Annotated in this window: 10 protein-coding genes; 6 read left to right on the top strand and 4 right to left on the bottom strand. The window is 41.3% G+C overall.

Annotation, left to right across the window (positions count from 1 at the left end):
- Positions 1-108: 108 nt before the first annotated feature.
- From MTBBW1_RS19815 to MTBBW1_RS19800, 4 genes are all read left to right on the top strand, one after another.
- Entirely contained in the window at positions 109-558 is a 450-nt protein-coding gene (locus MTBBW1_RS19815) for an HAD family hydrolase (RefSeq protein ID WP_080806365.1), read from the top strand.
- Positions 559-596: 38 nt separating this feature from the next.
- Complete coding sequence (locus tag MTBBW1_RS19810) at positions 597-851, top strand: HAD family hydrolase (RefSeq protein ID WP_080806363.1); 255 nt, start codon at positions 597-599, stop codon at positions 849-851.
- Positions 852-1,030: 179 nt separating this feature from the next.
- On the top strand, positions 1,031-1,486 hold the full coding sequence (locus tag MTBBW1_RS19805; protein ID WP_080806361.1) for a tellurite resistance TerB family protein: 456 nt from the start codon (positions 1,031-1,033) through the stop codon (positions 1,484-1,486).
- Between the two features lie 409 nt (positions 1,487-1,895).
- Positions 1,896-3,086 carry a TIGR00266 family protein gene (locus tag MTBBW1_RS19800; protein WP_080806359.1) on the top strand — a complete coding sequence of 397 codons (1,191 nt, stop codon included), beginning with the start codon at positions 1,896-1,898 and terminating at the stop codon, positions 3,084-3,086.
- A gap of 402 nt (positions 3,087-3,488) precedes the next feature.
- Here the strand turns inward: MTBBW1_RS19800 and MTBBW1_RS19790 are convergent, their stop codons facing one another.
- From MTBBW1_RS19790 to MTBBW1_RS19775, 4 genes are all read right to left on the bottom strand, one after another.
- Positions 3,489-4,262, bottom strand: a complete 774-nt coding sequence (locus MTBBW1_RS19790) for a sugar phosphate isomerase/epimerase family protein (protein ID WP_080806357.1) — start codon at positions 4,260-4,262, stop codon at positions 3,489-3,491.
- 289 nt (positions 4,263-4,551) lie between these two features.
- Positions 4,552-7,653 carry an efflux RND transporter permease subunit gene (locus MTBBW1_RS19785; RefSeq protein ID WP_080806352.1) on the bottom strand — a complete coding sequence of 1,034 codons (3,102 nt, stop codon included), beginning with the start codon at positions 7,651-7,653 and terminating at the stop codon, positions 4,552-4,554.
- 33 nt (positions 7,654-7,686) lie between these two features.
- Positions 7,687-9,249, bottom strand: coding sequence for an efflux RND transporter periplasmic adaptor subunit (locus MTBBW1_RS19780; RefSeq protein ID WP_080806350.1), 1,563 nt, complete (start codon positions 9,247-9,249; stop codon positions 7,687-7,689).
- Positions 9,250-9,614: 365 nt separating this feature from the next.
- Entirely contained in the window at positions 9,615-11,204 is a 1,590-nt protein-coding gene (locus MTBBW1_RS19775) for a TolC family protein (RefSeq protein ID WP_080806347.1), read from the bottom strand.
- Between the two features lie 552 nt (positions 11,205-11,756).
- On the opposite strand from MTBBW1_RS19775, the gene MTBBW1_RS19770 reads away from it, so the two are divergent.
- On the top strand, positions 11,757-12,773 hold the full coding sequence (locus MTBBW1_RS19770) for an ABC transporter substrate-binding protein (protein ID WP_245809481.1): 1,017 nt from the start codon (positions 11,757-11,759) through the stop codon (positions 12,771-12,773).
- A 480-nt stretch (positions 12,774-13,253) separates the two neighbouring features.
- Positions 13,254-14,171 (top strand): branched-chain amino acid ABC transporter permease, encoded by a 918-nt coding sequence (locus MTBBW1_RS19765; protein ID WP_245809480.1) that lies wholly within the window; start codon positions 13,254-13,256, stop codon positions 14,169-14,171.
- Positions 14,172-14,212 lie beyond the last annotated feature (41 nt).

Genomic DNA, 14,212 nt, shown 5'->3' with positions numbered 1-14,212 from the left:
TTGTAATGATGAAATACGTTAATTTCCCTGGTGATGATTGATGTGCAATTAAGTGCATATACAAATATTTCTTCCAGTTAAGCCTCAAGAAATAACAGGAAAAAATTTATGCCCAACTACTTAATTAATGCTGTTGTATGTGACCTTGATGGAACCCTGCTTTATCCACAAAAAGAGGCTATTCCTGTTGCAGGCAGATCAGGCGTAAGTTATCTTGGAAAGGAAGCTGCAAAGCTTCTTGTAAAAATTAGCCAAATATGCCCTGTTGTCATTGCAACTGGCAGAAATGCCGTTGGTACAAGAAGACTTGTAAGGCAATTGCCTGATGTTCTTTTTAAAGGCTTTGTATTTGAAAACGGATTTGTAGTAAAACGCAATATCAATGAATCAACCCACTACAATAGAAAATGGGAAAGGATAGCAGCACTTTTTCCAGAGTGGGAACGCCTTGCTTTTTATGAAAACTGTGCGGGGTTCATCCCCCCTTTGCCTGAAAGGGAGAGTGCGGAAAAGATGGCAAAGACCCTTTTAAAAAAAAGGGTTACAATGATCTTGTAATCAGGGAAAAAAAGAAAATTTTTATATATCCCGGTGATATGGATAAAATGAGAGGTCTTGCCATTCTTGGTGTTCATCCTTACATTGCCATGGGTGATGAAATAAATGACATTCAAATGCTACAGGCCAGCACTTTTCCTGTTACATCCTGTTCCGGAGTTGATAAGTTAAAGCGCATTGTCAAATACAAAAATGGTTTCTGTTCCATGAAGAGCTCGCATGAAGCTGCCTTTGAAATGCTTCATTTTGCATATAAAACCCTTGTTGATCAAGGCATGGGAGAAATGAAATAAAACCCATTTTTTCCCATGCAATAAAAATTATTTTTTACCGTGGAAATGGATACAAATTTCCATATTCGGGGGTGGCTGGATGGCAGTCATGACCGTTTACCGTGGAAATGGATATTAAATTTCCACCTTTAGGGGTGGCTGCACCTCAGCCATGCCCGTTTAATGAAAAGGAGGCGTCAATGGGATTTCTAAGTAAACTGAAAGAAGGTGCTATGGAGCTGCAAAGCCAGTTATCTTCCCAGGTAAAGCAGTTCAAAAACAAAAATTTTGCAGACGGTACAATGGCTGTATGTGCCCTGGTTGCTGCTGCCGACGGCACTATTGATCCAGACGAGAGGAGAAAAACTGCAAGTTTCATAAGTTCAAATGACACACTTGCAGTATTTGATGTAAGCCAACTTCAGAGTACATTCAACTCTTTTTGTGATAAACTGACAAAGGATTTTGATTTTGGCAAAATTGATCTTCTGCAGGTGATTTCAAAACTTAAAAAAACACCTCCGCAGGCTCGTGCCGCCATACAAGTCGGCATTATCATTGGAAATGCCGATGGCAATTTTGATGCTGAAGAGAAAAAAGTTGTTCGTGAAATCTGCCAGTCACTTGATATTGACCCATCAGATTTTGATCTTTAAGAATTAATGAATCTGTAACAAAAAGATTCTAACGCTCAAAATCGACATCTTATTTATTTTTCAGCAGTTATTGCATTTGTCTGAATCAGGATAACCAGGATGGATAGGATGTTCAGGATATACAATCCTGCCTTATCTTTGTTAATGCTGGATATCCTGGGCATCCTTCATTTGACCTCAAAAGTACTTTACACTTTTTGTGAGAAATTCCCGCAACTCAGAGTTTTCTATCTGGAAAGTGTAAACTGGGAAATGAAGCTTGCCATATCCTGATTCAAAAAGTATTGACAAGGGTCAAAAGATCATAGGTGTCGAATTTGAGGAATCAATCATAGATTTTCTCGGTGAACACCCAACATAATATTTCCAAAACAATCCAGGAATATTCAATTTTATTGATGAGGCGATTATGACAAAATGGCACATATCCACAGATGAGCATATTAAGTCGGACTTGCCAACAGATCAGGCTCAAGCTTTTGTTCGCGAAAACCACGGAGCTTACTGCTGGCAACCCTCTTTCAGTGACTGGAGACCTGCCCACGCAGTCCCTGAGATTTGGCCATTAAAAAAAAATGGCACACCTTTTCCTGCCCCGCCCCCTCAGATGATGTCAAAAAAACCTGTTCAGATACCGGTTACCTCCGGGCAGACAGGCGGTGCTAATCCTGGACAAACACATGATGGCTATTCCACTCAAAATATCTCTAAAAGCGACAACACTCCTTCACTGAAAAATAATAAAGATTTTACAGATAACAGCCGGCCGGCCAGCCAGAATCGCTCCAGTGGATTTGGCACCAATGATGTAACAGAAGGAATAGATTTTCAAATTTACGGCCATGAAATGCAGTACGTGGAGGTTGAGCTTGACCCAGGTGAAAGCGCCATTGCCGAAGCTGGAGCATTGATGTACAAAAGCGAAACCATTGACATGGAAACTGTTTTCGGAGATGCCACATCCACCCAGCAATCTGGTTTCATGAGCCGTCTTTTAGGTGCGGGACAGCGTCTTCTTACCGGAGAAAGCCTTTTCATAACGGTCTTTACCCAGAACAAACATGGTAAGGGAAGGGTTGCTTTTGCAGCTCCGTTTCCGGGTACCATTATTCCTGTAAATCTCTCGGAGCACCATAACAAGATAATATGCCAGAAAGACAGCTTTCTTGCCGGTACAAAAGGGGTCAGGATAGGTATTTTTTTCCAGAAAAAGATATTGACGGGTCTTTTTGGAGGTGAAGGCTTTATAATGCAGAAGATAGAAGGTGATGGATGGGTCTTTATGCATGTTGGCGGTGCTGTAAAAGAGATAAACCTTGGCCATGGTGAGGTTCTACATGTAGATACAGGATGCCTTGCGGCCATGTCCTCCACGGTTGATTTTGATATCATGCAGGCCGGTGGCATCAAAACCATGCTGTTTGGAGGAGAGGGGCTCTTTTTTGCCAAAATAACAGGTCCTGGCAAAGTCTGGCTCCAAAGCCTGCCTTTTTCAAGACTTGCCGGAAGAATGCTTGCATGTTCGCCTTCTGCTGGCTCAAGACGACAGGGAGAAGGATCAATACTTGGAAGCCTTGGAGATCTGGCAGGTGGCAGATAGTTGTTTTCTGCTCTCTACTCAAAGTAGCCACCTATGATTTTTTGGGTTTTCTCAATCCCGTCTGAATCAGGCAGGATACCCAAGATTAACAAAGATAAGGCAGGATTATATCTATCCTGAACATCCTATCCATCCTATCCATCTTGGTTATCCTGATTATCTTGGTTATCCTGGTTATCCTGGTTATCCTGGTTATCCTGGTTATCCTGGTTATCCTGGTTATCCTGGTTATCCTGGTTATCCTGGTTATCCTGGTTATCCTGGTTATCCTGGTTATCCTGGTTATCCTGGTTATCCTGGTTATCCTGGTTATCCTGGTTATCCTGGTTATCCTGGTTATCCTGATTCAGACAAATTCAAGAACTTCTGAAAAAGCAATAAGATGTCGAGTTAGGAAAAGAGTTAAACTACCTTCCAGAGTTCCTGAATCAGATCTCGGCTCAAATCCAGATATTTGTGCTGCATATTCGCATCATTGCAGAATATTTCCAGGGTAATCGTACCATCGTAACCGGTTGCCTTTAATGACTCAACTGCTTTTTGCCAATTCACATTTCCTACACCAAGAGGCATATGGTCATCGGCTCTTGCCCGGTTGTCAGAAAAGTGGACATGTAAAATCTCTTCTCCCAGCTCCCGACAAAAAACATCATAATTATCGTTGCCAAAATTTAAATGTCCGAAATCGAGATGCAGTTTTAAACCAGGCACTTTTGTCAACATCTTTTTAAAGGTAGAAACCCTGTCAAATGGGGCTTTATAGTTTTCAAGTACCAACGTAAGCCCATATGATGCAGCCATTTCAACAACAGGTTGCAATGCCTCTATATTGAATAAGACCAAATCCTTTCTCATGGCTGGCGGACAAAAATAGCAGGGGTGAATATTCATGACCTTTGCCCCCAGTGTGGCAAATATCTTGGCACATCTCTCCAGTTCATCAAGACAAGCATTCCTTACTCCCTGTACAGGATACGCATATGGAAGGCAGGGGTCTGTATGGCCTATGACAAATAAACCGCTGGACTCAAGGATGGGTTTCAATTGAGCAACATCAACGTTTGTGGCTTCAGGTCCTTCGATGGTTAAATCTAAAAAGTCGAAACCGGCTTTGCCACAAAAAACAGCCTCATCATAGACTGATTTTGACGGATTGTTCATTATTCCTGTTTTCATTGAGCTCTCCTTAATTTGGCGGGCACTAAAGCTGTGCTTTCATGGGCATCCCTCATATTATCCCAAAAGTTACCTTGCCTTTTTTGGCATGTTTCATTTATCGGTTACACTTTTTCTGAACCATGATTTTCATGATTAAGGGATTAACCTGATTATTAAATCATGTTAATTTTTAAATCATGTTAATCCTTAAATCCTTTACCGTGAAAATGACTATCATTTTTATATTTGGGGGTGATTGATACGCAATCATGCCCGTTTAATCATGGTTCAATATTTCCCCAATATCCTATTCTCTAAAATCCCCAAGAATTGAATAGAGCGAAGGCACCACAAGCAACACAAGAACTGTTGATGCCAGAAGTCCAAAGACAATGGAGCATGCAAGGGGAATCAAAATCTGTGCCTGCATGCTGCGCTCTGCAAGAAGTGGTAAAAGCCCTGCAATTGTGGTGACGGAAGTCAACAATACAGCCCTGAATCTCTCCCTGCTTGCAATCCTTGCTGCAATGGCTGCCCTCTCCCCGTTTTCCATGTTGCTCTTAATGAATGTTACCAGCAGAATTGAATCATTGACAACAATACCTGCAAGGGAGACAAAACCCATGATACTTGGCATGCAAAGGTCAATGCCCATCAATATATGCCCCCACACCACACCAATAAAAGCAAATGGAATGGTAACCATCACCACCATAGGCTCAATATATGATTTGAATTGAAAACTCAAAATGCAAAATATTCCAAAAATACCAATAAGCAGAGCCTTTATCATCCCGCCCATGGACTCCTTGGTCTCTTTTTCTTGCCCTTCAGTAATTACTTTTATATCTGGAAATTCCTTTTGAAGCTTGGGAATAAATCTTTGACGGGTGTCATTGATAACCTGTGATGCATTGGCAAATCTGGTATCCACATCCCCTGTAACTGTAACTGTTCTCATGGAATTTATGCGCCTTATCCCTGCATATCCTCTGGTCTGTTCAATTGTTGCCACAGATACAAGCGGAACTTTTTCACCATTTCTACCAATTACATAAAAGTTTTGAAGAGCAGGGATATTATCTCTGTCACTCTCTGCAATACGGACATTTACCTCATAGGATTCATCTCCAACAAGAATTTCATTGGCTGTGGAACCATAAAAGGCGCTTCTCAACTGAGCGGCAATGCTCTTTGCATCAAATCCTCTTACCCTGGCTCCTGGTTTAAGGCGAATCTGGATCTCAGGTTTTCCGGGTCTTAGATCATCATCTAAATCTTGAACTCCTTCATAGGCATACAACCAGTTGATAAGCTTGGTTGATGCAAGTTTCAAGTCATCAAAATTTTCACCCTGAAGGCGAATTTCAATGGCAAGACCACCAGGGCCGATGCTTGGCTCCTTGTAGGCAATATTTATACAATCTGGAACATCACCTGTTATTTCACGCCACCTTGCTGTTATGTCATCCATTGATGTGGTTCTCTTTTCAGCACTCAACATGTCAAGGGATATTGTTGCCACATGTGGACCGTTTTCTCCGGCATCTGCATTTGTGCTGAAAATAGCTGATATGTTTTCAACAAGATCAACACCTCCTGGCTGGGATGGCTTAAATTCACTGTTCACCTGCTCTGCTGCTGAAACAAGCTTTTGCACAACAGCTTCTGTCCTTTTAAGGGGAGTTCCCTGTGGAAGAAGTACTCTTGCCTGGAGAACATCGCCGTCAATATCAGGAAATGCCCTGATTTTAAGATGCCCGCCAACAATCATTGAGATGGAGAGAATAAACACACAAATGACAATACCAACAAAAAGATATCGCCATGAGACCACAACATCCACGATATTTCCCAAAATTTTTTCCCGCAGCCAGTCAATCAAGATATCCATCTTTTTGCTAAAAAAATTTTTGGGCATACCGGAATCAGCATGCCTCAATGAATGGAACAGATGATTCGGCAAAATACAAAAAGCCTCCACAAGGCTCACGGAAAGGGTTAAAATCAAGACAACCGGTATGGCATAAAGTACCTTTCCGATATCTCCGCTCATGCTTAAGGCAAGTGAGCCAAATATGAAAAGGGTGGTAAGATATGAAGAAAAAACCCCTGCTGCAACCTCACTTATACCGTCAACAACAGCATTAAAAGCCTTTTTACCCTTTTCCAGATGAGCTGCAATATTTTCAGCAATGACAATTGCATCATCCATCAGAAGTCCAAGCCCTATTAAAAGACCGACCATGGAAAGCATATTTATTGAAAAGTTTATATGCTTCATGAAAAAGAATGTCATAAAAAAAGAGACAGGTAATCCCATTGTAACCCAGAAAGAGAATCTGAACGGAAAAAAGCAGAGCATTGCAATAAAGACAAGAGTCAACCCCTGAATGCCATTCTTTACAAGCATCTGAAGACGATCCCGTACAACTTTTGAGACATTTTGAGTTATAACAAAGGATACTTCGGGAGGTGCCATAAGTTTTTCTTTATCAATAAAAGCTTTGACCTCATCCATAATCCTCAGAGAATCTTCCGATTTTGTCTTGTTTATCTGAAGAAGTCCTGCACGTCTTCCATTGAAAATAATTTTGTTTTCATCATTGGTATATTGATCAGTGATACGGGCTATCTCTCCAAGTTTTATTTCAGCTCCGTTTGAAGTTGAGACAATAACAAGTTCCGCCAGTTCAGGTATGCTTCTTCGCTCCTCTGTAAATCTTATCAAAATATCATTTTCATCGGTCTCAAGGCTTCCGGCTGGAAGATCAATACTCTGTGCAGCAACAGTTTCCCTGATATCAGAGACAGAAAGCCCCAGGCGCATCATTTGATAGAAGGGAATCTCTATTAAAAATTCGTGATCAGAAAAACCAAGCAGGGTCACTTGTGATACAAGGTCAAGCTGCTTTATTCTGTCCTTTAGCGATTCACAGTAAAGCTTAAGGTGAAGATCACTCATAGGACCTGTAACAGCAACGGATACCACTTGATCTGTGCGGTTAATTCTCTTGATCACAAGCTCTTCAACTTCATCAGGAAAATCACTTATGGCTTCCACATCTGTCTTAATATCATTAAAAAACTCAATGACATCACCATCTTCTTTCATCTCAACAACAACGCTTGCCGAGTTCTCCCGTGCCGTACTTTCAATTCTGTCAATATTGCTTACCTGCTCTATGGCATCCTCTATGCGCCGACACACCGAAGATTCAAGATCCTCGGCAGTGGCACCAGGATATATTGCAGTTATCTCCACAGCATCGGTGGAAAAGTCAGGAAAGGTCTCACGCCGAAGATCTTTAATTGTGATAAGACCAAGGGCAATAAAGAGCATCATAAGAAGGTTTGATGCAGTTGGATGGGCACACAGAAAGTCGATGCCGTTTTTAATGGCCTTCATATCAACTCTCCTTCCCTGTTGCAGCAAATTTTTTTATTCTTTTTTATCTGCCTCTGATGCTGTTTCTGAGATCTTTGATGTTATTCCCGATGCCGTTGATGTTATTCCTGAGGCATTTGGTGTTATTTCTGTTGCCTCTGATGTTTTTCCTGACGCCTCTGATTTTATTTTATTTTCAGTAGTTATATCCCGAACAGGATTTAAAAGCATTCCCTCTATTGCAGGAACAAGATCGCTTGTCACAAGGAATTCGCCTTGCTCCAAACCCATGAAATCCTGTTCAAGAACAGCCATATCCTTAATCCTGTAGGCAACATTAACTTTTCTTGTTTTAAGTCTATTTTTGCTGTCTGCAATATATATTACAGAGGAGCTGCCAACTTCTCCTACTTTCCTTGAAATATTCTTGCTTCCTTCATCAGCTACTTTCATATCCTCTTCATTGGATATATTGCCGGTTTCAACTCCTTCATGAACCGCAGAAGATGGAACAACATAACGTTCCGGCACGCTTTTGCCGCGAAGTTCAACCTCAACATACATATTGGTAATCAATGGAGGGCGTTTGCCAGGTATTACATTGCCATAGGGTTCATCCACTGTGACAAATATAGTTAATGCCCCTGTGGTCAAATCCATTGATTCGCTTGTACGCGAAAAAAGCCCCTGCCATGTAATTTCCTTCCCCTGTATAGGAAGACGCACCAATGCTGAAATACCTATTGCTTTTCTTATGGTTTCAATGGAAAGCTCTCCTGGCATAAAGGATTTATCTATCTTGGGTAAAAGTGTCATAAATGTCTGTGGTGTAATCTGGACAGGTATTTCAACGCTGTGGATGCTTTCTGCTCTTAAAAGAAGGGAACCTGGTGCTGCATACTGATTAAGTTCAACATTTACAAGTGAAAGACGGCAGTCAAAAGGTGCTATGATTTCTGTTTTTGCAACGTCAAGCTGGCGCTCTGTAAGGGTAAGTTCTCCAGAATCCTTTCGTGCAAGAAGAGCCTTTCTCTGGGCTGGAAAAAGGTCAAGGGAGTTCTGAAGGTTATTTACGGTTGTCTGCTGGGCAAGAAAACGCTTCTCTTCATTTTCCATCTCTGACTCAGATATGTAGCCCTTTTTGAAAAGCCCTCTTTTCCTCTCCAGCTCCTGGGCTGATATGTTTAAAGATCGTTTTTCAATTTCAAGAAGTCGGCGGGTATTCTCGCGGGATTGTTCAAGTTCCTTTAGTTGAGCATCAACATTCATAACCTCTGCCTTGCCCCTGGATTCAGCAAGGCCATAGGTTGCAGTATCTATTCTAAGAAGTCGCTCTCCCTTATTGATAAAAAAACCTTTTTTAAGATATGGATGAACCTCAATAACCTTGCCGCTGACCTCGGATATTGCATCCCATGACTGGGCAGGTTCCACATACCCATAGCCTGTTGCACGGGGGATGACATCCATCTTCTCAAGGGATATCACCCGCACAGTTCTTATCCTCTCCTTTGCATCAAGCCTGACCGGAACAGTTCTGTTCTTTTTCATGTACATGAAGACCATGATGCCGCAGACAATCGGGATAACAATAAGTAGTTTTTTTGCTGTTTTCATAAAAATTCTCCATATAACCAACATGGCGGATTACCGCCACAATCGAAGGGATGAAAGTCGTTTTTAAAACAGCCTATTACGGAGACTTTCATATAACGTACATGGCGGATGTCCGCCACAATCGAAGAAATGAAAGTCGTTTTAAAAACAGCTATTTATTGAGACTTTCATATAAACGGCCATGGCAGACACACCTGCCACAACGAAGCATGAAAGTCCTTAGAACCTTAAAAGACGGGGACTTTCTTATAAAAACGTACATGGCGGATGCCCGCCACAATCGAAGGATCCTGGGCATCCTGATTTAGACAGTATCAACAAGTTTTAAAAGACAATATGTGTCGATTTTGAGTCATTCAGATATGTCATATTGAATCTTCAAGGGAAATATTATTCTCTTCAAGAGTGTTTCCAACAGCCTGATAAAGGGTTATCAGGGCTATCTGACAGGCAATTTCAGCTTCCACCTCTTTAACCCTTGCATTTGTAAGATCTCGCTGATAAAGTAAAACATTGTAACTTGTGGAGAGACCGTTTCTGAATTTAACCTGCTCTGCATCTAAGGACTCGCTTGAATATCGGCTTGCAAGGCGGGCTGTCTCGTAGCGTTTTACAGACGCTGTAAGATCCCTGAGAGCTGTCCTGACATCAAGGATAATAGCTGATTTAACTGCATCTCTGCTGATTTGAAGCTGTTTTTTGCCAAGCTTTGCAGAGGCAAAGCTCGCCTTTTCGCCTTTAAGTCCCCAGGGAAACGCAAGGGTCACCCCAACACCGCCATAGTAATAATTTTTATATTCACCTGAGTCATAAGCCTCGTTGTCTGCCTGTGCATCATTAACTACAAAAGAGGCGCCAATATCAAGCTGGGGCTGCATCTGATTTTTATAATAGACAAGATTGACATCCGCAGAATCAAGGTCAACTACGGTTGACAGATAGTCGGTTCTAAGTTCAAGCGCCATGTCAATCAGCCGTGCTTCGTCAAACCCCTCAATTGCCATTGATGGTATGGATGGAGGGGTTATGCACTCCACAGCCACATTGGGGTCTGCCTCTCCATAAATATAAGTGAGCAGTGTCTCTCTGCTGTTCAGCACATTATTGCCGGCTGTTATGACTTCAGTCTCCCTTGATGCAACTTCTGATCGTGCCTGGAGAATATCAAGACGGGCAGCACTGCCCATTTTTACCTTCTCTTCAACTTCCTTAATAAAACGGCGGGCAAGTTCAAGGGACTGTTCATACACCTTGAGAGAGTCAAGGGTGTTGTAGTAACTCCAGTAGAGTGTCTGGGCAGTTGAAAGAGTATCAATTACAGCCTGCTTCAACTCCATTTCCGATTTCTGATACTGATTTTCAGCAAGTTTTATATTTCGCCTGTTGACATCCTCTCCCCTGTTTTTCATAAGAGGGTGACTCACTGCAAGGGCTCCTTGAACGTAACTGCCGCCTGTGTCACCAACACCTTCTGTCTCTGCTGTGCTGTCTAAAGCCTTAAGACTCAATGAAACAGTTGTACCGGAAGGCATGAATTTTGATACAGAAGCCTCACCTGAAACCTTAATGGCATCACTGTCAATGGGCTCATTCCATGTCTCCTGGTCATCTGCATTTACTCCGGCTGTGACTACAGGATCAAAAATGGATTCCGCCACCTGAATATTCTCTTTCTCCTTTTGCGGAGTCATACGGGATACCTTCAGTGCAAGATTGTTTTCAATGGCATCCTTCATTACAGTTTCAAGATCAAGTTTTAAAGCAAGTGAAGATGTTTCATCAGCTAAAGCAGTTGAAGTATCTGAAATTCCAGGAGAGAAGAAGATCGTCAACACAGTTATAACTGCAATGCAAAAACTGACAAAATCAACTATTGCAATAGATGAAACTCCCAAAATATTTTTAGTTTTAAAGAAAATAGCTCCCAAAGGTTTAAAAAAAGATTTTTTCATCATGATTTGTTCCTGTTTTTATTGGTTTAAAGATATACTCCATATCCTTATTAATTGTTTTTTAAGAACTTGTTTTTTCACTTCACCCCAGCCTCCTCTCCAGTAATGTAGAGGGGGAGTTTGGGTAAGTTTATCAAAACCTATTAATTAAGAAGTTGTTTATCATTTTTATGGGCAAAAGATAGCAATTTTAATTCTTTATGTCTTTTGAAAAGTCTAAAAAACCAGAATTGCTATTAATAATTTCAAAGAGTTAGGTATTATTAAAAAATGAAATCGTATTTTTAATAGGTGCATCAGAAATTTATCAAATGAAGATAACATATATACTTATTTTATTCACCTGCTTTGTTATCAGTCAATATGAACATTCAATATGAACATAAAATTTCCTTTTTTTATATGAATAACTTTGTAAGAACTTGTTTTTAGAAATATTTTCATATAAAAGTCTTGAAGGTCAGGCAATGAATTCCGAATTTTTTTATGGATGAATCAGGCAGGCCAACAAGTTCAGGATTCTTTCCAAAATCACTATTTAAAGAGAGGTATCAAATGCAAAGAAAAATCAGAGCAAATTCAATGAAGGCAGTTCTTGTGACAATTATATTGTGCCTTGTTTCCACATCATGGGCAATGGCCGAATCTGTTTACAAAATTGGCGGAATATTCTCATCCACAGGCAGGGCATCATTTCTCGGAGATCCTGAACAGAAAACCATGGAGATGATGATTGAACAGATAAATGCAGCAGGTGGTATTGACGGGCATATGCTTGAAGCAATAATCTATGATTCCGAGGGAGATCCTGCAAAAGCTGTAAGTGCTGTCAACAAACTTCTGCACAAGGATAACGTGCTTGCAATCATAGGCCCAAGCACCACCCCGACAACCCTTGCCATTGTCAATTTTGTTGAAAGAGCACAGGTTCCCCTTATAAGCTGTGCCGCAGGCGTTGCAATTACTTCTCCTGTCAAACCCTGGGTATTTAAAACTGCCCAGAGCGACCTTCTTGCTGTGGCTGCTGTCTATAAACAGATGCAGGCCAGAGGTATAAAGAAAATTGGTATTATAACCGTTGCCAATGCATTTGGAGAAAGCGGCAAAAACCAGCTTATGGAACAGGCATCAGCTTTTGGCATAGAGGTTGTTCTTGCAGAAAGTTTCGGAGCCAAGGATACAGACACCACTGCCCAGCTTACAAAAATCAAATCAGCTTCTCCTGATGCCATTGTCTGCTGGGGAACAAATCCAGGCCCTGCTGTTGTTGCAAAAAATGCAAAACAGCTTAAAATTGATATCCCCTTATATCAAAGTCACGGTGTTGCATCTCCAAAATTCATCGAACTTGCAGGCGATGCTTCAGAGGGCATAATGCTTCCCACAGGAAAAATTCTTGTAACTGCTCTTCTTCCGGATGATGATGCCCAGAAACCTATTCTGGAAAAATATGAAGCTGACTATAAAGCCAAGTATAACAGCAATGTATCTGGATTTGGAGGATATGCCTATGATGCTGTAAACCTGCTTGCAAAGGCCATTAAGGGCAGCGATGGAGACAAGGAAAAATAAGAGCAGCCCTTGAATCCATCCAGAACCATGTTGGTGTCAGTGGAGAATTCAATTTTTCAGATTCCGACCACAACGGTCTTTCATCAGATGCGTTTGTAATGGTTGAAATTAAAGATGGAACATGGAAAATTATTGAATAAAACAAGACTACCAGGCATCCTTCATATCAGCTTAAAAGTAGTTTACACTTTTCTTTAATTATCTGAATCACGGATTGCCACAGATTACTCTGATTACACAGATTTTTTCAATCAGTGTAATCTTTTAATCCGTTTAATCCGTGATTCAGACAAAAGGATAAGCCTCAAAAACTGTAAACCGATAAATGAAAGATGCCGACTTCCATGGCCTTTATATAGCGGTATGTTATGGAGACTTTCTAATAAACCCAAAAGTAATTTACAGTTTTGGAAAATTTTTGAACCATGATTAAAGGATTTAAGGATTATCATGATAAAAAATCAGGATAATCCCTTAATCATGAAAATCATGGTTCAGAAAAAATGTAAGATAAGGAAAAAAATGCAGGAGCTCCTTCAATATATTTTTTCAGGTATAACAACCGGTGCTATTTATGCTGTCATTGCAGTCGGGCTTTCCATGCTTTACAGCTCAACGGAACTTATAAATTTTTCCCATGGCGAATTTGTAATGCTTGGAGCCATGGGTATTGTTACCCTGTGGGTTCATATGGCGATGCCTCTATATGTGGCATTTTTTCTGACTGTCGGGGCTGTCTCGCTAATGGGCCTACTGTTTGAAAGGCTTGCCATAAGAACAGCAAAAAATACAGGCCCAATAGCCCTTGTGATCATTACAGTTGGAGCATCCATTTTTCTTAGGGGCGTTGGAATGATTGCATGGGGCAAGGATCCTTTCAGTGTTCCGGCCTTTTCATCACATGATTCAATAGAAATTGCAGGTGCTGCCCTGCTTCCACAAAGCATTCTCATTGTTGCTGCAGCCCTTGTGCTTGCAGGTGGTATCCATTTTTTCTTCAAACAGACCCTTACAGGCAAGGCAATGGTGGCATGTGCCGTCAACAGAAAAGCTGCCTGGCTGAGCGGAATTCCATCTTCCACCATGGGAATACTTGCCTTCATGATAAGCACCGGAACAGGAGCTGCTGCTGGGGTGTTTATTGCACCAATCACCATGAGCAGCTATGACATGGGAACCATGCTTGGTCTTAAAGGCTTCTGTGCCGCCATGATAGGCGGACTTGGCAGCCTCTGGGGGGCATTTGCAGGAGGCCTTCTTCTTGGAATTATTGAAGCCCTTGGTGCCGGCCTTATCTCTTCGGCTTTAAAGGATGCCATAGCATTTATCCTGCTTCTTTTAATTCTGTACATACGTCCCGGGGGGCTTTTTTCTGCAAAGGAAGCTAAAAGGTTTTAGATTTGTGTTACTCTTTTGAGTGTACCCTTTTTGCATTATTC

The organism is Desulfamplus magnetovallimortis (assembly GCF_900170035.1).
In the GTDB taxonomy this organism is placed as follows: domain Bacteria; phylum Desulfobacterota; class Desulfobacteria; order Desulfobacterales; family Desulfobacteraceae; genus Desulfamplus; species Desulfamplus magnetovallimortis.
The sequence above is the reverse complement of the archived record's forward strand: the minus strand, read 5'-3'. Positions and strand labels throughout refer to the sequence as shown.

Bases quoted from the DNA above. Each gene is read 5' to 3' on its own strand.
- MTBBW1_RS19800 (WP_080806359.1), top strand. From the start codon at position 1,896: ATGACAAAATGGCACATATCCACAGATGAGCATATTAAGTCGGACTTG.
- MTBBW1_RS19780 (WP_080806350.1), bottom strand. From the start codon at position 9,249: ATGAAAACAGCAAAAAAACTACTTATTGTTATCCCGATTGTCTGCGGC.
- MTBBW1_RS19810 (WP_080806363.1), top strand. From the start codon at position 597: ATGGATAAAATGAGAGGTCTTGCCATTCTTGGTGTTCATCCTTACATT.
- MTBBW1_RS19805 (WP_080806361.1), top strand. From the start codon at position 1,031: ATGGGATTTCTAAGTAAACTGAAAGAAGGTGCTATGGAGCTGCAAAGC.
- MTBBW1_RS19815 (WP_080806365.1), top strand. From the start codon at position 109: ATGCCCAACTACTTAATTAATGCTGTTGTATGTGACCTTGATGGAACC.
- MTBBW1_RS19765 (WP_245809480.1), top strand. From the start codon at position 13,254: ATGAAAATCATGGTTCAGAAAAAATGTAAGATAAGGAAAAAAATGCAG.
- MTBBW1_RS19775 (WP_080806347.1), bottom strand. From the start codon at position 11,204: ATGATGAAAAAATCTTTTTTTAAACCTTTGGGAGCTATTTTCTTTAAA.
- MTBBW1_RS19785 (WP_080806352.1), bottom strand. From the start codon at position 7,653: ATGAAGGCCATTAAAAACGGCATCGACTTTCTGTGTGCCCATCCAACT.
- MTBBW1_RS19770 (WP_245809481.1), top strand. From the start codon at position 11,757: ATGCAAAGAAAAATCAGAGCAAATTCAATGAAGGCAGTTCTTGTGACA.
- MTBBW1_RS19790 (WP_080806357.1), bottom strand. From the start codon at position 4,262: ATGAAAACAGGAATAATGAACAATCCGTCAAAATCAGTCTATGATGAG.